Below are 20,516 nucleotides of genomic sequence, written 5' to 3'. Positions count from 1 at the left end.
AAAACGTAATTGCCTAAGTTAACTAGTTTTGCGGAGGAGCGCCGGGAAAGTCGGCGGGCAGAACTTCGGTCATGGTATAGGTATTGTATTGTTCGACCGTAAACAAATCGGTAAAATCGGTGACAGCGGTAACGGGATTGTCGAGAATCCCCAGAAGATAACTGCCAAACTGCCCCCAGCTGGTGCTGATAACGGTGGTCGGTGGTTTTTGCGGATGCCAGGTGACTAATTTTTTGTCTAAGTGATAGCCATAGAGAGCGCCCGCACCATCTCCATCAGTGCCAATGACAGCTTTTTTCTGAACCCGAAGCCACATTTTGACTTTGAAATTACCGTTCCAATTGACCGAAAGATTGTTGAAGGTAAAAACTTTGGTGCCGGTGTTGACGGGGTCGGTGGCGGAAGTCCAGAAGCTGTTGTCACTCCAAATTTCCTGGCCATCGGATTCGATAGCAACTTTGTAGACATCCATTTGAGTGAGTTTATTGCTACAACTACCGGCAGAAATGGTAATGGGGATATCAATGGCTGACGTTTCTATATCGCCCGAACCTTCGACCTGATTACACTCCCACTGTTTACCATGATTATTGATGACTAATTTGGTTAACCTGGCGCTGTCTCCACTCTTAGTAAAATCGAGAGCCATTTTGGTCCGGCCCAGACCCCACCAAACATCAACGTTGTATTCGGTCGTCCAAAAGGTACCAGGAGTGCCTTCATGCTGATGCCAGGAGACGATTTCTGTCCCCCGCTCGACATGAGTATCGGTGCTAGGCTTGTACATGGAAAAATTCAGATTATATTCTTCGCCAGCTTCGATAGCTTCGGTAAATTCGGTATCGACATATCCGGGTTTCTTGAATTTAAATGCCTTCGAACCCGGCGACATACTGTTGAAGGTAAAATGACCGTCGTTGGCTGTGACCGCAATCATGGTGTTGTTGACATAGATGTCGACATTGCCCATACCATTACCCTCATCATCGGTAACCAAGCCAGAAACATAGGCAGTGGTGGCGGTGGACATGGTTTTGTCAAGAGTAACTGTGGAAAGGGCGGCAATGTTTAGGTTATTTTCGACAATACGGGTATAAGCTTTTTTAACAAAGCGAACAGAATACGAGCCACCGTTTAACATGAAGCCGTATTTCCCCTGCGAATCGGTTAAGGCTTCCAGATTTAAACCGTCAATTACGACCCGGACGTCTTTGATCGGAGTTCCGGATTGATTTTTAACGGTGCCGGTAAGAGCAGCTTTTTTATCCAAATCAAAGGTAAGTTCATGGGTTTCGGCGATGTCGCGATTGAAATCGTGAGTTTTGGTTTGAGAGCGGTAGCCCTGGGCACTGATGTCGATGGTGTATTTGCCGGTGCTAGGCAAAGCGTCGAAAACAACGGCACCGGTGGCATTTCTGGTGAGAATATCACTACCGGTAGTTTTTGTTTTTATATTTGAGGGTTGGTTAACGTCGGTTAATTTAACAGTAACACCACTTTTGGGGGTACTGTTTTCGTCGTAGACATAAAGGTAAAGATATGGAAACTGCGCTTGGGGAGGACGCTCGGTAATGGTGCGCTGCATAGTAATTTCGTTATTGGTTTCGTTTGATTCGGGAATAGTTTTATCGGGATCAACAACAATGAAAAAATGGACCTGTGTTCCTAACGGAATAGTATTTGGCAGAGCTACCCGATCAAACATTTGTTCAACGGTGGTTTTTTTGCCCAGAAATACAGTGGTTTCCGTTAACTTGGTACGGGCAGAGGTTGGTGTACCCAAGGAGTAATAAATCGCAACTTTGGCATTGGGAATAACAGTGTCATCGTCGTTTTTAATTTTGACCCAAATTTGCTGAAAAGTATTTGAATAGAGAATGCCGGTGGCGGCGTAATACTGCCCCTTTTCGATAGAAAGGTCGGGGACGGACAGAGATAAGGAATAATTTTGGGCGTTATCTGTTTCGTTTGATTCGGAAAAAGTGTTGTCCGGGTCGACAACGGCACGAATTGGATAATTTATTGCCGGGCTAAGATTGAGTGGAACAGTCCAGGAGATATTTTTACTGGTAGTAGCACCGGAATTGATCGAGGGGATAACGAGGGTAGAGGTGGGGTTTTGAGAATCTTTATCGGCAAAGAGAGCAATTTTTACGTTTTCGGCTTTGACATTGCCGACATTTTTGACTTTGATTACCCAGGTAATTTTTTGACCGGGTTTGGGATTGGAAGAGGTAGTTTTTAGGGACTCTAAAGTCAAATTATGGCTAGAAGCGATAACAGGGATGGTAATTTCGGCAGTTTTGTCACCGTCGGCAATAACTTTGAAAACCAGGGAGGATGAAACGGTGAGGGGAATTTTATAGGTGTAAGAGACGGTGGTTTTACCGTTTTTGCTAATTGACGATATGTTTTTTTCATGGACTTGGGTTCCGTTAACAAAAAATTGCGTTTTTATATTTTTGGCGACACTGTTGCCTGAATTTCTAATAATGGCTTTTAGGGTGGTGTTGGAACCTCCTTTCAGATTTTTGCCGGTAAAAGAGAGGTCGGCGGGAGCGACACTTATACTAACAAAGGGAACAGCAGTTGGAGTGGCAGTCGGTTTTGGGGTGGCGGTATTTTTGGGCGTAGGAGTGTTTTTGGGGGTTGAAGTCGGGCGAGGAGTCGAAGTGTTTTTGGGAGTGGGGGTATTTTTTGGGGTAGAGGTGGGGCGCGGGGTAGAGGTAACGGCAATAATCGGGCCGGTAGCGAAAAGAAAAAATACCAAGAAAGACAGAAATTTAACAAAACAAAAAAATGGTTTTGCCATTGTTAGATTTTTAACTAATATCTGGTACAAGTGAATTTTATCACAGAGAAAGACGACGGGGGGCTTTGACTAGTCTGTCCCGTTTTCGAATCCCTCTCTCCCGACATGGCAAAGTCTAATTTGAAAATTGGGATAATTGGCAGAACATGCCAGGGCTAAACCTAAGCGGATTCTTTGCCAATCCTGAGTTTCTCCGGTCATATCATCATCCCAATTAATAACCACTGAGCGCGCTATTCGTATTGCATCCATAAGGATATGGACCCTATTCATGGTGGGTTTTTGTGCAGGATCGCTAAGGATTTCTTGGATAATTTCATGGGCAATTTGTGGCGTAGACGGGGGTCTGACTTGATTAGAGACTTCAATTAGATTTAGAGCTAAGCCTAAACCACTAGCCACGTCAGTATCGACACGTAATCCTTCTGAAGGTTGCCCCCTTAAATCCCAGAAGGTGTTGAGAGCACCCGATTGAGAGGCTGCAGTAAAAGTTATCAATTCGGCCTCAATAATATTTAAACCCGCTTCGTCTTGCCGGGGATCATGGATACTTCGGCCGAACACCTGGGTACCTTGCTTCGGGCAGAATCGGATATGTCTTTCGATAATTTGATTTTGCGCAGGAGGGAGTTCCCCTACCCGGGAAAGAAGATAGCCCATTTGCTCTTGCATGGGCCGATTATAACAAAAAAGGCAAAATGGTGGTTTAGAGCGGATTTATGTAGCTTTTTGCGGTAAAATAAGATTCTAGAACCTAGGCTCGTAGTGAAATGGTATCACAGAGGTCTCCAAAACCTTATTTATGGTTCGACTCCATACGGGCCTGCAACGTAATCCCGATAAATCGGGAAAACGTTGCTAGATAAACCTGTTTTTCTACCAACTCAATTCAAACTTGGGTTTTTCGATGGGTTTTATTATTACAGTTGGAATCGGAGTGGGGGTGGCAGTGGGCAGGATATTTATCATTTCTTTTTCTAACTTAATTGAAACAACGGGAACAATTTTTAATGTCGGCTTGACGGTGGAGACGGTGGTTGGATTCGGGGTGGGAGTATTTGAGGGCGTGGAGGTTTCGGTGGGTCCGATATCGTACCAGTCGTGAGGCAGAACATTGTCCTGGTGACTGCCGGCGGTAACAACGACCGGAATTTTTGTGTGACTTTTGCATTCGGCTTTTAGACCGCACAAAACATACTCGGTGTAATAGGCTTTGGCGTTGGCCAGAAATGAATAGACATAGTAGTTTCCCGGATCAAGAGAAAGTTCGTAGCCGACACCATATTGAAATTTACTATCTTTAGTTTGATTGGTGCATACCACCAGTTCGGGGCTATCGATTCTCTGGGCGCAAACTCCCAAATCTTGGGGGATTTGTTCACTCGGATAAATAAGGGAGCCACTGATTATACCTTTTGTTTGAGACCCGGATACCGCTGGAGTGGCAGAAGATGTTGAGGCGTTTTGGGTGACAGGGGTGGTGGAAGCACTTTCGAGTTTGGACTTTTGAGTTTCTGTAATGCTGTGAACCAGTATGACAGCACCAAGTAAGACGGCTGTACCTAATATCAACGGCCAGAGGATAATTCCTTTTTGGCTTGTTATGTTCATAAGTGTATTGTAACCCAGTTTAACTGAGAAAGTTTTATAATGAAAAAATGAGAAGAGTGGTAGTGATATTATTTTTGCTGATAGGCGGGGTAATGGTTTGGCGGCAGATACGAGATACTCCGGACGTTGTCCCGGACAACCCCGATTGGCATTCATATGCGATAGAAAAACTTATGGATAAAGTTAATACTGACGGCAAAATCAAAATTGAAAAAGAAATAACAGGACAGACCGGTTTTCGGTCATACACTGTTTCCTATTTGTCGGAAGAACAAAAACAATACTGCTTGATGCATATACCAAAAGGAATAGCCCCCGCGGGCGGGTGGCCGGTGGTAATCGTAAACCATGGATATATAAATCCCAGACAATTTTCGACAATAGATTCTTATAAAAACACTTCAGCGTATTTCGCCAACAGTGGTTTTTTGGTGCTGAAACCCGACTATAGGGGTCATGATAAATCGGAGGGGGTGCCAACTCAGCTTGTAGCAAGAAATCAATATGCGGTTGATGTATTAAATTTAGTGGAGGCGGTAAAGTCGATACCCGAGGCCAATTCTAACTTCATATTTCTTTACGGACATTCGTTGGGCGGGGATGTGGTCCTGCAGGTGGCCGAAGTTTCGGCAAGAATAAGGGGGGTATCACTGTGGGCTCCGGCGGTAACGTCATATCCCCTAAGCCTGAGCTATTTTGGGAAAAATCATAATGCCGACAGTGATTTGAACATAATCTCTGCCAGAGAGCTTACGACAAAATATGGAAAGCAGCTATCGTCACTTGACAATATAAATATGATCACAGCTCCGGTTATTATTCACCATAGCATAACCGACGAATCGGTACCATTTGGTTGGGGAAAACAACTAAACGATGCTCTGATTAGAAGCGGGAAAAAATCAACTTTGTATTCTTACCAGAGGGATAACCATAATATTGCCGGTCACTGGGCAGAGGCGCTAAATCGCGATGTGGAATTTTTTAGAGGGTTAATTTTTGGGCTGGAGTGATGTACAAAAAGCACAACGTTTGGCTTTGATTGGGATATTGCTTAAACATTCGGGACAAGTTTTGTTGGTGGGATCAAGTGACTTTTCTTTTTTGGTAAGGACACTTAGCTTGTTGACAGGAAGAACGACAAAAAAATACAGGACCAAGGCGTTGATCAAGAAAGAGATCAGGGCGTTTAGAAAATCTCCAAATAAAAATTTACTATTGTTGATAGTAAACGAGATAAAAGACAAGTTGGGTTGGCCGCCGAAGGCACCGATTAAAGGAGTGATAACACCTTTGACCAGAGAGCTAACCACAGAACCAAAAGCAGTCCCCATGATAATACCGACAGCTAAGTCGACAACATTGCCTTTTAAAATAAACTGTTTAAATCCTTTGAGCATAAGAGAATTATAACTCTATCCCGTTTCAGTCACAAAAACCCTGCAACATCTCGGGGGTAAAATCGTAATTGTTTTTGATAGCGACGCAGTCGATGCTGCCATTGCCGGAGTAGATGATCTGCCACTCATCCCCTATTTTTGCTGCCAAAAACATCCCCCCACCGCTACCGTCAAAAGAAATACCACCCGAAGCATATTTGGTATTTTCGTGTTTAATGGTGACGGTAAAATCTGTGGTGATGTTGTCTTTTTTGGCGATGGCAGTTTTTATGGCAGAGGCAGAGCCGCAGTCTTCTTCCCAAATTCGAATGCATTTACCCTTGTCTTCGCACCAGGAATAACCGGCGGAGCCAATGCAACCATGCTCGTCTGCGTCGCCGCCAACTATCGGAACTTCTGATGGTTCGACAGTGGGGGGATTGTCTATAACAGGCGAGGGATTTTGGGGTTTTGGGAAACACCCGCCCAAGATTATGGCTAAAGAAAAAACGAGAGGAAATAAAAATTTTTTGTTCATAGTTTATTATTTTATTTATTTTTTGATAGGGGCGTAACTATACTGATTTAATCATTATCAAGATCATTTTAAAAGCTTTGATCGCTTTTAGAGAGTGTGGGGCGTTTGCGGGCAATAAAAACATCTCACCGGCCTTGACAGTGTGACTTGCACCGGAAACTATAATTTCACAAGCACCTTCAGTTGCAATAATGAGAGCGTCAAATGGGGCGGTGTGTTCGCTCAGGCCTTGGTTTTTGTCGAAAGCAAAAACGGTAACAGTGCCGAAGGATTTATTTATAATTTCTCTGCTGACTACAGATCCAGGCTGAATTTTGACCGAATGATTGATATTTTGAGGATCTGTCATCTTGTATGTTTATATTTCCACAATTTTTATTAGTGCCAGAAACAAATAAAGAGACAGAAGAATCCAACCTTCTTTGCGGCAAATATCATTTTTGGTAGTAGAAAAACGATAAAACAATAAAAGGCCAAAGGAAAAAACAATTAAGTTAACCAAGAAACCGTTGCCGGTAACTGTAAATTCCCCGTTTGCAAAGGTCAGAATACCAAAGAGAAGGGTATTTACAGCGGCGGAACCGACGTAGTTGCCAAAGGCAACCTCCTTTTGGTGGCTAATTACGGCATTGATGGCGATAACCAGCTCGGGTAAATTGGTGCCGAGTGATAAAAGTAAAAAGCTGATAATAAGGACCGGGGCATGGAACAGCCGGGCAAAAAAGACTGTTTGGTCGACCAAGACTTTGCTGAAAATATAAATCAGAACAGCACCGATAAGAACCTTAATTAATTCAGCAATTGGGTTAAAGCTGACATTTTTTATTTTTTTGGTAATTATTTTTCTGAAAAGACGCCTTTTGTGCTTGATGGAGGAGATAAGAAGGAAATAGGCAGCCACCAAAGCAAAGGCATCAAAATAACTTAGGAATCCGTCAAGGATCAAAAGAAACGGGGAGATTATCGCCAGGATGGAGAGAATTAATTTGTTCTTGGGTAACTGGCGAGAAAGGATAATCCCATCACCCAAAATCGCCAAAAGCGGGATGATAAACAAAAAAAGGACGATAGAGGCACCGGATAAGTTACCGACAAAAATATCGGGCGTCTTGTTAATGATTGAATTGACACCAATGCTCAATTCGGGTAATGAGCTAAGAAAACCGAGGATAAAAAAAGAGACAACAAATGGGGGAAGTCTGAGCCTGGTTGAAAGGCGACCAACAGAGCTAAGAATTATTTCGGAGGAGAGCCAGAGGCCTAGAAGAGAGGCAATGAATATCAAAAAGCTAATAAACACAGGCATTAAATAATATTAACATTAATGCCGGAAAGTAAAATATTTACAATTTTGACAAGTCAAGCTGATAGGTCATGCCAACCGCGGAGCGCCAATGAGTTTTCCAACCACAATCATCGGATAAAAGATCAATAATGGTTGGTTTTTGGTCGTACCCCATTTTTATAACCTGATAATTAAGATATTTCCCGAGGTTGTTTATGTGCGGATTACTACCACCCTGGAGATAGGTAAATGTTTGATGATAATTGGCGCAAACAGCAGCAGCCTCAAGATGACCGTTTATATAAATAGAAATAGTTTTGATAATGTCAATGAGTGATGCTTCGGAGAGAAGAAGCTTGAAAGTGGTATCAAAACCGGGGCTACCGAAGGATGATTCTTGGCCGAATCTTTCCTGGTTAAACTTGACGATACTGTCGATAATATCGGTATCGCCGAATTTTAGATCAACTTTGTTTTGGTCGATTTTGTTAAACTCGAGACGGAGATTTTTGCGATGTTTTTTGTCCATGTTGGCTAATAGAGATTCGGGGGTGGGAAAGTCTTTGAGGCTGATGTAGTAAGTGGGTTCAAAAGGTTTGATAAATTTAGAGTCCGGCGAGAGAAAAATAACTTTATGGTTTTGAGGAATTAATTTCACCATTTGGGATAAATCTTTGTCGGAAATTTTTTGGCCCATATACAAATCTAGCTTTTCATTCCAGTCACCACCACCGAAAAGTTGGTAAACATCATTTTCGGGATAAAATTCTAGGGGGATAAAGCCGAGAGGAATTGAATCCTCATAGGCAACTATAAAGTGGGGTTGACTCTGGTATCCCCGGTGAAAACAAAGGCGGTAATTCCAAAGTTGGCTCAGATGAAGGTTCGAGGAATATTTTTGCCATAACTTGTGGCAAACATCGATACCCTGGACAACCTGATAGGTAATCATTTATGCGTTTTTTTGCAAAATCGTTTTAATTGATTCTCAGAGTTTTAATAAAACTCAGAAACTCCGCCTCTTTTCCGGTATCATTGGAGTTTACCGTAAGAGCCATGGTGATAAGTTTGCCGTTTTTTATGGCCAGGGCGGTAAATTCACTACTGCTTATCTTTTTAAAAAATAATCCGCTAGTTTGATCGATTTCCAGATTTTTTTCAAGATAATCCTCGGATTTAATTCTACGAAGCTGGACTCCGGAGACTTCGGATAAATCGGTATAATCAATTTTTTTGATGGTAATAGTCCACATGGATGAGTCCCCTTTTGTACCAAGTAAGTTGATAACCTCTGGCTGATTGCCGGAGCCGGCTTTTACGGCTCTTAATTCATATTTGGCACCATAGGTAAAATTGATATTGTCGTCGGTATACCACTTTTCGGTGGGAAGCAGTTCGGTCGTGTGGTCGGTTTGAGGTGGGTTGATTTTCCCGATAGAGGGCTTTGAAATGACAAAAATAAATAAAGCTACCGCTAATATGATTATTCCGCTGATTGAAACAAGACGGCTAATTTTGTGGATTTTCATGTAGACAAGATTAGGGGTGATTTTTCCCGATAATTATCAAAATATCGGTATCTGGTTTTTGTTCGCCTAAGGGGAGAGGGCCTAAAACAGCGGAAAGACTTTGGGCAAGAGCTTGGGCGATTTCCTGATTTTTACCGCTGATGTCGATGACCAGGGTATCCTCGTAACTGTTTTTTTGGGCATCAGCAATAATTGTTACCTTGTAATTTTGAGTTTTACTAAAAATATCTTTGTCCAGACTTTTTGCCAATCCGGCTTCCTCGGTACCATTGTACAGGGCAATGGTAAGGTTTGAGGAACTGGTAAGCGAAGTGGGGCTAATGGTCGGTTGAGGTGCCGCAGGCTGACTGCCGGAAACCATAACGCTTGAGACTTCAATAACTTTTTTGGTAGAAGGGCGATAAAGAATTGCTTTTGTAGAGTTAGGGAAAATCAATACTTTGTCCCCGTTTTGGGCATTTTTGAAAAATGTTTCACTTTCTAATTTTGTGGTATCGGTAACGGTGGCGAGAGTCGGGATCTCATCGGGAAGTTCCATAAATACGGAGAGGGTTTTCACCATTTCCTCGATTTCTCCGGGGTTTTGGATTTCTACATTTTTTGACTTGTTGTAAAAATAGACCATACCGACGATTGATCCGATAAATACCAATATTCCGATTATTTTTGCTACCAGAGGAACAATTTTATTCATCATTCAAATATTAGACTATTCTTGGTTGGGTCACAAGTTTAAAAAGTAAACGGCTGTTTGAGACCGCCAAAAAACCACTGGCCGTGGCGCATAAGCTGATCAAGAATAGGGCTGGTAGGAATAATGGCATCCCAACGGATGCTACCACCGCTGTTGGTGTTTTGTTCGAGGTCGGAATCTTCACAGGAAGCCCAAGAACTACAGACAGAATTTTCAAACTGCCAGTAACGATCGTCGGCCGGGGAGCTGCCTCCGGATTCGGTGACGGTAAATTCCGGAGCACCGGAACCGTTTTGAGTAAAGGTTAAATCACTAAAAGTCTTGGTCGGACTTCCTACCCCAATCAGATCACTGTGAACTCTAATATAAGTGTCCGATGATCCGACATCTTGGAAATTATCAAAGACACCGTTGGCTAAATTAGTAATCAGAGAACCACTTTGTAAATCAAGCCCTAAATTTCCGTCGGTTCCTCCTAAATAACTTAAAGTATAGTAGCTAGCATCAAGGGTTCCGGCGACATTAATGTGGTAGCCGCCCGATCCACCACGGGTGATCAAGGTGTGGCTACCGCCGACCCCGATTGCCCGGAGAGTAGTACCGGCACCAACATTTATTAAATCCCCATCCTGGGCCATTGTTATAGTTTTTTGAGTATTGGTGTCAGTACTACCCCTGAAGGCAACAAAGGTGTAGGTATCACCCAGGGCAAAATCTGTTCCGGAATCATCGATTTTAAACGAGATATTGGTGCCAGGGTCGGTATAGCCAACGCCGCTAGAGGCGGAGGTACCCAAACCTATCCCATCTCTTTCAACCCCCCACGAGTTGGGGGAGGTGACACAGTTGGTGACAGTGCAGTAAACCCGGTAGACAAAGGCGGCTGAAGTCCCCCCGCCTAAGGTACCTCCGGCGAAGCCAAGATTTAGATCGGTGTCTGAGGTTCCGATACCGGAAAACCCCGGGTCGGTAATTGAGTCGGGCCAGGAGGAATCGGCATAATTATATCTTTCTAACCCTTCATCCTGTGGCGTTTCGGAGTTATTTGATGAAGTGGAATATTCTCCCCAGATTTTGGTAGCACCGGCTACTCCATCGTGAGAGCGGGAGATAATTGATGAGCCGGGGTAGATAATTCCGTCGGCCTCAACGGTGGAATTAACAGTCGAGCTATATAAATGCGTAGAATGGGGAGCAGATCCTATTTGATAGATATCGTAGAAACCATTTTCTGTTCCGACTCCGAAACTATTGTTTATAAGGATGTTATTTAAATTTGAGGCACCATTGTCAATCCAGCCGAATATATTGCCATAAAACGAATCATTATAGAAAACATTATTACTAAAACCGTCATTATTATAGCTACCATAGCTAGTATTAGAGTAATAATCATTTCCGAAAAATACATTGTTTGTCGAGTTAGAACCCGATTGTAAACCGTAGGCATTGTTGTATGAATTATTGGTGTACAAAAGATTGTTGTTGGCAGAATTATAAAGATAAATACCAGCGTCTTGACCAAAAACGTTGTTTGACGAAATGATATTGCCCTTTGACCCTCCGATTATATATATCCCATGATATTGAGAGTTGTTTACCGTGTTGCCCGATACTTTGGTCATGTGGGCACTGTCAAGAGTAATTCCACTTAATTGGTTGCCGAAGACGGTGTTTGATGAAAAGGTGTTGTCTATGGCGTTAGTGCCAGTATAGATACCATGTTGGGCGTTGTTGTAAATAGTATTTGAAGAGACGATATTACCGCTTAGCGAATCATATAAAACAATTCCGGCAAAGGTGGTGGCTTCACAAATAATATTAGAAGATACGGTGTTGTTATTTGAATTATTCCTAAAATAAATGTTTTGAAAATTGCCACAAACAGTGTTTGAAGTAACACTATTGTTGTCGGCACCGTAGTAAAAGTCAATTCCGAAAGATGCATGTCCTGAAATATAATTGTCGGAGATACCTTTGGCTCCGGAATTATTGTCCGCATAATAAAAAACAATTCCATTGTGACCATTTCTTATCCTTGACTTGGAAATTGCAAACCCTTCGTTTTGCAGAGAGCCGTCGGTGCCCGCCGAAGAGTAGCCAAGCATGATTCCGGTTTTATATTCATCGGAAGCTCCCATATTGCAAATATCTGAATATTGGATATCTACTTCTGAACGGTTTCTTCCCAGGATATAGCCGTTGAACGATGAGTTACAGGCGACACCATTTTGGGCCGTAATAGAGGCATAATCAATTATTTCAAAGGTGTCATCGGACCTAATACCATCGACAATTTTAAAAGTATCACTGGTTTGCAGACTGGCAAATTCAGCAGCAGGATCAGCCATAATCCTGAACCTATCATTACCCGAACAGTTGGTAGCATCATTATTGGTGGAGTCGACAATCTTGTAATAACCGGTGACACCCGACAGATCGTGTAGATATCTGCCTATCTCTTTATTATCCGCGGAAATATATGTGGTGGCATTGGAACAAACCCATCTTTGCGATAAGACGGTGGTGATTGAGCTTACGACGGCAGTGCTAGCCCCGGAGGGAACGGAAGTATCGTTGATAGTCAGCGACTCATCAGTATCGGAGGCACAATCGGAATCGTTGGTAATAGTGTCCGAGATAGTGTATATTTTCCCAAAGGCAAGGCCGGAGGTGATTCTTAGGTTTTTATTATTGTGGCTGTCGTTTTCCCAGCCGGGTTTGACAACACACACTTTGCTTTCTCTGGTGGCGGCGGAAGTAGTGTCGGTGCCGCTATCAGCGCCGGTGTCTGACTGAAGACCCCGAATAGTTATTTTCCCCGAGGCATAAATATCCAGACCCGACTGAATGCTGGAGAAAGAATTTAATCGAAGGTTGGTGTTTTCATTGATGACAAAAGTCCCCTGGGGGGCGGTGTTGTCGGCTGTGCCTACTTGAACCAAACAGTTAGTACAATTAAACGGAGCGGTATTGCTGTTGATATCAAGATTGATGACACTGCCCTGGGCAAGACCATCCATGGTTTGAAAAATTGCCAGACCGACAGTAGAACCGATATTCATTTTTCCATCGACCTCCATATCATCACCGTTTCCATTGCCCAAGGTAACAACTCCGGCGTTTATTAATAGGGTATCGGTAGCATTGGTAGCTCCGATTTTTATGGGGTCGGCAATGGTCCAACTGCCACCGATGCCGCTAAAGACCACTTTATAGAAAGGAGAGGTTGAGCCAGATCCGACATTCATATAACCAGATAGGGTATTGCTTCCGGTTCCGTCAAAAGTAACTTTTCCAGAATTGGCGGTAAAGGTACCATTGTTGGTATAGCCGCCGGCTATAGACGTAGTGGGAGGGGCCAGAAAGGTATCGCCGGAAGCCAGAGTAAAATCCCCATTAATATCCAGGGTGGCACTGTTGTTTGTCTCTACATTGACAGTTACGGTACCGGCGCCTGAAGTAGAAAAATCATTGTGGACGGTTAATATATCAGTGTTGGTTACACCCTGTTCTGCCTGGACGGAGGAGGAGGGTTCAGTTGAAGCCGCTTTCCTAATAACAGCATAATCCCAGATACTAGTTGTACCGTTAAAACTAGCAAAATTTATCGCCAAATAGCCGGATATTCCGCTTCTGGGCCAACTGTACCAGGAACCGTCGTTAAAACGACCTTTGACATTTGTTCCGTCATGATAAATTTCTTCGGTATAATATGTGTCTTTGGCCCAATTGACAGTGTCTGCGCTGCCCCACTCAACTGCGTCATGTAAAAACTGAACCGTTGACAGGTTGGTAAAGCCCCTAAAAACCAGATTGTAGCCAGCTCCGCTTGAGGTATTGGTTTTTACGCTTAGACCCAACCTTTCATCGTCGGCAGAGCCGCCGGTAACCATAAATCTGGCTTTTAAAATGTAGTTGTCGCCATTGGGGCCGGCAGAGGCAATTAATTTACCCGGGTCGGCGGTGGCGGTAATGGCCAAGGTGCCGGAGGCAAGAACCGGAGTTGAGCCATTAACTTTTGTCCATTTTTGTGTGTCTAGGCTATCGCCACTAAAATCGTCGAAAAACTCAAAAACACTCGTACCGTTTTGCGATGATGAAGCAATGGGATTGCCGTAATAAACATAGATGGTTGTGCCGGCAGTGGGAATAGAGGGAACTTTGGTCCAAATTTTGGTAGAGGCATTGCCACAACCGGGATTGTTTTCTTCGATCCAATGAGGAAGAATGGTAATACCACTTGAGTCGGTGATTCTTATATCATCACAATCCGGCTGAAATCTAGTACTGTCGGTGGTGTCCAAAGTAAAGGAAACCTGAAAGTCGGTTAGGTCCCCGCCCGAGGCATTGGTAATTGCTATTGGTCTTCTATATTCCCAAACGTTTAAAAGAGTATAAGTGGGTGTGCCTGAGGCAGGGGCCAGAGAAAGGTTGTAATAGTCAACAGTCGCAACGCTGGTATCTGCGGAGGCAGTGTAAACGACAGTCGAGCTTCCCGGAGCAAGAGCACCCTTGGGAGTAGCATTTAGCGGAGTATCTGCCTGAGTTAGAGTAAGAGTGTGGGAGGAAGCATTTACAACATCGATATTTGATGACAAGATATTTCCGATAGAGAAGATACCGCCGACTGTGACGTTACCGGTAAAGGTATAGGTAGTGCCGACTCCCGCCTCGGAGGAAATACCCACACCCAGATTATTGAAGGTAAGAGCGGCGATGGCAGAAGCGGAAGTCCCGTTGTAATTGATGGTTGAGGTTGACTGGTTAAAAGTACCACTATTACATAGAGGCATGACTGTCCCCGGGGCATCGGTACAGGTGATGCTGCTGCCGCTTCCAGTTAGATTAACAGTGTTCGACTCCGGGTTGAAAGTTCCACCGATGCCGATTGAGGGGGTGTCAATACTTCCGCCGGGAGTATAGGTTTTTCCAAGGGCGATAACAATTTTGGAGCCCGGGGTAACGGTGAGACCGACACCGTTTGAGGTATATTGGATATCGGCATCGTTGGCGCTATCATATTTATCGATATCTGCATTGGTAATCGGCCCGTCATTTTGGTGACTAAGATATACCCGGTTTTGATAAAGGGGAAGGGTAAATCCTATAGAGGTGCTGGCAACTTTGGTAATGGAGGTGGCTTTCTCTGATTCTCCGTCTAAATATAAGGTAATTACATGACCGGTATCACCAACGGTGATATTTTGGATAAGAAATGCCCCACCACCGGAGGTACAAATACCGGTAGTACCGACTCCGGCTCCCTCGACTATGGCCCGAACTGTTAGGTTGGTGGATGAACAGTTGTAGGCAGTGGCGGTTTCGGTGGTATAGATATTTCCCGAAATAGTCACATTGGCAGCCATGCTTACCACAAAATTACGGGTATCACTCCACGAGCCGTAAGCATTGCTCCCATCTGGATCTATACCTCTGACTCGCCAGTAATAAGTGCCTACCGCCAAGCTATCTCCCTCCTCAACGGTATAATTTACGGCTTGGGCGGATGTAAAAGGATCTGTATTATCCGGAGATCCGGAAAAACCGACATCGGTACCGGAAACTTTATCGAGGGCAGATGGAGCCGCTTTTATTTCGACGGCAATTCCGCCGACCCTGCCCTGAGTAAAAGACCAATCCACCGAAGTATCGTTGCTATCTTTCCACTCTGTTTCCAGAGCGCTATCGGTAACACTTAAATCATAAACTTCAGTAAATCCAGTACCCTGGTTGATGGGAGAGGCGACCTCAGAGATCATAGCCCCATAGGTGGCGTTATTGGTACTTTGAAAAGCACCCAAGGTAACGGTGAGACTAGTAACGGAAGCACCGGTGTTGGTTTGTGACTGACCGATGGCGCTAGCACCGTTTGTCCCCGAAGTATCAACATTTGAAAACTCGGAAATTTGCCAGTTTACAGCTGTTTGAGTTTGACCACCAAAAGAAATGGTGATAGCCCCGGAAGAAGGCGACGGACTCATGGCTCGAAGAAGACTAATCCTATTCCAGCTGCCGGGTTCCTGAACTGTGGTGACTAAATCCCAGCTCATGCCAACACCACTGGCGGTAGGGGTATTGTTTCCGCCGCCAGCCACCCGGGAGGCCACGGCTAGAAGGACTAATTTATTAGCACCGGGGGAAATACTGGCGGTATCGTACGAACTGGCGTCCGTCTCGGTGCCTTGAGACAGAACCGAGGTTTGAGTGATTATGCTAGAAGAAAATAGGTCGTTGGTGGCTATCTGAATGTTATATCTGACACTATCTCCGTAGGCACTAGTGCCGGTAAAATCCAAAGTCGGGGTGGTATCAGTAGTGGTGGCGCCATTGTCGAGACTGTTGAGAACAACGGTCGGATTTTGAACTGCCGTTACGTCAACTTGAACCAAAATTCTCGAAGCGTCGACTTCGGTTCCGGCGGCGGTCAGCCAGGTATCTATTTGATGACCGGAAGTGGGCATTGTTATGCCATTACTAATTACTTGATTTGTCCCGCCAATGGCGGAATTGGTTAATTCAGCATTTCCGGCATCAATATCAACGAGCTTAACAGTGGCGGTGGTGCCGCCACCGATGGAGTCAAAGGCATGCAGATAGGTATTGGTAGTCCGGCCCCATTCGTCGGTGGTCCATAAACTTTGATAACCTAAAGCACTGCCGGTGGTGGTTGATTTTGTATTTAGCAACAAATATTGGGGAACTAGCTTGTCAATAGTAGTAGCACTGGTTTGATTAACAATAATTTTGGCATTATAAATATCAAAAGGACTGAGACCAGTATTGGCAACGAGTCGATAATTTCTACCGGTGGTAGGGGTAAAGTTTGTAATGCCCACCGAAGTCGGGACGGTGGCGGTACCACCGCTTAAAACAGTGACGACATTTGTCCAGCCGGCAAAAGAACCGTTGTCTTCCTGAAGATAAATTGAAACTGCGTTATCTATTGCGGCCCAAGTAACTACTACTTTCCCACCGGCGCCGTTTCCACCGACACTGGTTGCCACATCGCCGGAGCCGCCGCCGCCGCCGCCATTTCCACTGGCCGGGGCTGCACCGCTGTTACCAGCCGGGCCACCACTACCGCCGATACCACTACCAGTAGGGCCGGCACTGGCAACTCTGGTTGACCAGGGATCCGGACCAGACCGGCCCGTGGTTCCAATTCCGGCTGAGCTACCACCCGGACCTCCCTGCCCTGCCGAAGCATTATAGCCTCTACCACCTGTTCCTCCGCTCCATTTGGTATCTCCAACACCAACGGTGGAGTTACCGCCAGCTCCACCGGCTCCCGGATTGCTACTGGCTTGAGAAGTGCCGCCGATTCCTCCGGCGGCCGAGACAACAGTCACGCCGACGCTATTTCGAAAATAGCTGGCGGCGCCATCGCCTCCTTTGGCTTGAGATCTATAGGTACCGCCGACTCCGACAAAAGCGGTATAGCCAATTCCAGCTGTGACACCCACATTTAATTTATTGGAATAGGCACCACCGCCACCGCCACCGCAACCGTCGGTGGTGGTGTTGGAACTTCCACCGGCGCCGCCGCCGCCCCAACATTCGACCTTGACTGAGGTTATGCCACCAGGTGGGGTAAAAGTATTGATACCTGCTACTGTAAAAGTTTGGGAACCGGCCGTGACCCCCACGCCGGCTTTATATGAAACGCTGATATCAAATGTTTTTGTCCCATCCCACAAAGCTGAATCATATTTCCAATATTTTGGGCTGGTAAGGGGAGCCGTCGTCGCCATGGATAAACCGATTTCCAAATTGCCGATTTCAATCTGGGTTTGAGTGGCAGTAATAGTAGTGGCGCTTTGTAAAATAATGATTCTGGCGGCTTTCACCTGTGGCGAGGTCCCGTTTACTAAATTAAGTCGGTAGTCAAAAGAACCGCTTTCGGGGGTAAAAGCCGACCGAACTCTGACAAAGCTAGTATCACTGATACCGATACCAACGGTATTGGTGTTTCCGGTACTGAGGTTGACGGTTAAGGTGCCGGCACTGACCTTGGCAATTACTTCAAAATAATAAGTGGCACTGTTATATTTGGCGGTATCCAGATTTACTATGGCGGCATCAACCCCAGCGGCAGTAACTAAACCGTTAATAATATTAATTTCTTGCCGGATTTTTACAGGAGCTACGGCATCGGCCGCCAATTGCCATTGACGGGTTTCGGTAAAAAAATCAACAGTACCGCTATAATCGGTAAACTTTATCGGCCCAACCAGATAAAATTCGGGCGAGATATCGGGGATATCGTATCGATAACCGATAGTGACATCTTCGCCTGGTTTTAGGTCTAAATTCCAGGTAATTTTTTTTGTCTTTGAGTTTTTGTCTTCAACTATGGTTTTGTAGGGTAAAATTTCGGTATTGGCGGCTTTGGTGATAATGAAACTTGAGGGGACGGTTTCCGTGACTATTCCGATAAAATCTTCATTTGCCTTTAGATTAATAGTGGCAGTATAAGGGTGGGGGGGATAAATGCGGGTAGCCATAACCCGGTCGACTTCGATAGGTAAGTTTTCGGCTACCTGAACCTGATCGGTAATACTATAAGAACCATTTTTGGTTTCGGCGACAAGGTGAAATTTGTATGTGCCCGGATTTTCACTAAAAGCATATTCGGTTTCATAATCCGGCTTTTCCGTAAAGCCATGAACCTGACATTCGGGGTTGACCTTGATGCGGCCATCATCGGTGGTTAACTCTTCGACTGAACCATCTGGTTCTTCGACAATCAGGGCTAACTTGGCATCACAGACCATGTCGCCGGTTTCGTCTAAAACGGCAAGAGAAATGTAACCGTTTTCCAGCGGGTTATAAACGGATTTGTTGAAATTGATGGCCAAAACTCCCCAGTAAAAATCTTTCGATATTTCGCCGCCGAGATCATCTTGAAATGTGATTGTATATTTACCGGGGGGAATTTCTGTGGCTTGATTGAAGCTATAAACAACATCGCCCTTGTCGACTTTTTCAACGAGCTCAATATCGATTTCCTGTTTTGAATTATTGTACACCTTGATTCTTGGTTTAAATTTGGTGCCGGAGACTAGTTTAAACTCAGGTTTTGATTTACTGAAAACCGGATTGGTGTCGTAAGTTTCCAGTTTAAAGCTAGGACGAAGTCTGGCTGAGTTGTTGGCTTCGGGTGAATCAGAATAGGACTCTGGGGAAGGTGGAGAGATTGATACAGCGGGGTCTACGGATATAGCAGGAGCCGCATCCTGGGCCAAAAGGGTGGGGGTAGATAAAAAGGAAAAAAATACCAGGCCGGTCAAGAGAAATAGCGAGAGGGTTTTTTTTAACTTAGGGAGGGGCGAAAAAATTTTCATTAGAATTTTGCCTTGTACCTTAAAATGATGTCCCCTACCCGAGATAAGGCATTTTCGGTACTTTTTGCCGCCAATTTGATACGAACAACGGCCGCTTCTCCGGCCGCATCCCACTCTGAAGAAGACCCATCATTTAAGGTGGCTTCAGGGCAACCAGTTAAGGTCCAGGCGGTAGCGGCGGTTGAGCCAATTGAACAGACGGCGGTGCCGGGAGTGTCGGAGTTATTGTTGACGGCGACAGAAATATAATTATCGTCGGTGGTGCCGACCCCGGTTTGGAATTCTATTTCAAAAGCACAGGCAGCTCCCGGACAAGAGCCGGTTTCCCAGGTATCAAAATCAGAGGGAAGGGCAACTCGGGCCAAAACCGAATAGTCCTGTAAGGCAGCATTGCCGGATGACCACTGATAATAATTTTTCCAGCCGATGCCACCGGCGTTTAGGGTGTTGTCGGAAGTCATGGTACCACCAATATCGGTGGAGCCATCGGCAGTCATTGAAGCTCCGGGGTATTCCGGTGAAATTCTGATTGTTTTTGAAGGTCGGGCCGAGCCTGAATAGAGCGGACCGGAAAGAGGGTTGAAGGTAAAAGTACTGGTGCCGGTACCGATTATGACTGAACCGGCAGGATTGAGAGTAATGTCACCGCTAGTGGTGTTAAAAGAGGAAGAATTCCTCCCCTGAAAAATTAACCCTTGGGCGGTGACGGCGTCGATATTTACGCCGGTAGCGGAAAAAATTAAGGTGCCGCCGACGTTTACATTGGCCGCAACCGACAGAGAGGTGCCAATATTTAGACCCGAAAAAGTGGGTGAATTGGTAGTAGCTAAACTTTGGTCAAGGGTAACTCCAATGCTATCTATGGTTAAGCCGGCAACTTTGCCGGCACTAAAAGCATAGGGAACAGAAGTGAGCCGAATCCTGGGAGTCATGTCGCCATCGGCGTTAAAATTTATGGCCAAAAATAAACTATCACTTTCAAAAAGATTGGCGGGAAAGGTCAGTTGGGTGCCTAAATTAACGTTAAATACTCCGCTAGTAACTGCTACCTGAGCTGTACCACTATCCCAGGTCTCGGTCCAAAGAGAAGAGCCGGTGCTAAGGGCCGGGTAAATGGTGAAAACAAAATCGTAATCGCCGTCGGGGACATTGGTGCCGTCTGTTTCGCCGACGGATTTATTGACTACTTTACCCTGAAAATTCACCCTTTCGTAAATTGCCGCGGAAACAGGTGAGAGACAGAAATATACCCAAAAAATTATTAAACAGAAGATTGACCAGATTTTTATAATAAACTTTCCCATATACGTCAAGACTAGGC

13 protein-coding genes and 1 tRNA gene are annotated in these 20,516 nt (G+C 44.9%); 2 read left to right on the top strand and 12 right to left on the bottom strand.

Features of this window, described 5'->3' with window-relative positions; all coding sequences use genetic code 11:
- Positions 1-22 precede the first annotated feature (22 nt).
- On the bottom strand, positions 23-2,812 hold the full coding sequence (locus WC841_05910) for a CARDB domain-containing protein (protein ID MFA5828860.1): 2,790 nt from the start codon (positions 2,810-2,812) through the stop codon (positions 23-25).
- Between the two features lie 69 nt (positions 2,813-2,881).
- Positions 2,882-3,484 (bottom strand): hypothetical protein, encoded by a 603-nt coding sequence (locus tag WC841_05905; protein MFA5828859.1) that lies wholly within the window; start codon positions 3,482-3,484, stop codon positions 2,882-2,884.
- 84 nt (positions 3,485-3,568) lie between these two features.
- Here WC841_05905 and WC841_05900 point away from each other — a divergent pair.
- Positions 3,569-3,638, top strand: a tRNA-Trp gene (locus WC841_05900).
- Positions 3,639-3,688: 50 nt separating this feature from the next.
- Here WC841_05900 and WC841_05895 read toward each other — a convergent pair.
- Positions 3,689-4,423, bottom strand: coding sequence for a hypothetical protein (locus tag WC841_05895; GenBank protein ID MFA5828858.1), 735 nt, complete (start codon positions 4,421-4,423; stop codon positions 3,689-3,691).
- A gap of 47 nt (positions 4,424-4,470) precedes the next feature.
- On the opposite strand from WC841_05895, the gene WC841_05890 reads away from it, so the two are divergent.
- Positions 4,471-5,436 (top strand): alpha/beta fold hydrolase, encoded by a 966-nt coding sequence (locus WC841_05890; protein ID MFA5828857.1) that lies wholly within the window; start codon positions 4,471-4,473, stop codon positions 5,434-5,436.
- Here WC841_05890 and mscL read toward each other — a convergent pair.
- The 9 genes from mscL to WC841_05845 are packed head-to-tail and all read right to left on the bottom strand — an operon-like array spanning position 5,416 to position 20,499.
- Positions 5,416-5,823, bottom strand: a complete 408-nt coding sequence (gene mscL / locus WC841_05885) for a large conductance mechanosensitive channel protein MscL (GenBank protein MFA5828856.1) — start codon at positions 5,821-5,823, stop codon at positions 5,416-5,418. The two genes, WC841_05890 and mscL, sit on opposite strands and share 21 nt — an antisense overlap.
- Before the next feature lie 25 nt (positions 5,824-5,848).
- The gene (locus WC841_05880) at positions 5,849-6,340 is read right to left on the bottom strand and encodes a hypothetical protein (GenBank protein ID MFA5828855.1); all 492 of its coding nucleotides are present in this window, start codon (positions 6,338-6,340) and stop codon (positions 5,849-5,851) included.
- Positions 6,341-6,377: 37 nt separating this feature from the next.
- Entirely contained in the window at positions 6,378-6,689 is a 312-nt protein-coding gene (locus tag WC841_05875) for a cupin domain-containing protein (protein MFA5828854.1), read from the bottom strand.
- A gap of 9 nt (positions 6,690-6,698) precedes the next feature.
- Positions 6,699-7,646, bottom strand: a complete 948-nt coding sequence (locus tag WC841_05870; protein ID MFA5828853.1) for a hypothetical protein — start codon at positions 7,644-7,646, stop codon at positions 6,699-6,701.
- Between the two features lie 37 nt (positions 7,647-7,683).
- Positions 7,684-8,577 (bottom strand): GNAT family N-acetyltransferase, encoded by an 894-nt coding sequence (locus WC841_05865; GenBank protein ID MFA5828852.1) that lies wholly within the window; start codon positions 8,575-8,577, stop codon positions 7,684-7,686.
- A 25-nt stretch (positions 8,578-8,602) separates the two neighbouring features.
- Entirely contained in the window at positions 8,603-9,154 is a 552-nt protein-coding gene (locus tag WC841_05860) for a hypothetical protein (GenBank protein MFA5828851.1), read from the bottom strand.
- A 10-nt stretch (positions 9,155-9,164) separates the two neighbouring features.
- Positions 9,165-9,851 carry a LytR C-terminal domain-containing protein gene (locus tag WC841_05855; GenBank protein ID MFA5828850.1) on the bottom strand — a complete coding sequence of 229 codons (687 nt, stop codon included), beginning with the start codon at positions 9,849-9,851 and terminating at the stop codon, positions 9,165-9,167.
- Between the two features lie 35 nt (positions 9,852-9,886).
- On the bottom strand, positions 9,887-19,195 hold the full coding sequence (locus tag WC841_05850; protein ID MFA5828849.1) for a DUF2341 domain-containing protein: 9,309 nt from the start codon (positions 19,193-19,195) through the stop codon (positions 9,887-9,889).
- Positions 19,195-20,499 (bottom strand): hypothetical protein, encoded by a 1,305-nt coding sequence (locus WC841_05845; GenBank protein ID MFA5828848.1) that lies wholly within the window; start codon positions 20,497-20,499, stop codon positions 19,195-19,197. The genes WC841_05850 and WC841_05845 overlap by 1 nt, the downstream gene beginning before the upstream one ends.
- Between the last annotated feature and the right edge of the window lie 17 nt (positions 20,500-20,516).

The organism is Candidatus Shapirobacteria bacterium (assembly GCA_041659325.1).
Lineage (GTDB): Bacteria > Patescibacteriota > Microgenomatia > UBA12405 > UBA12405 > JBAZYN01.
The sequence above is the reverse complement of the archived record's forward strand: the minus strand, read 5'-3'. Positions and strand labels throughout refer to the sequence as shown.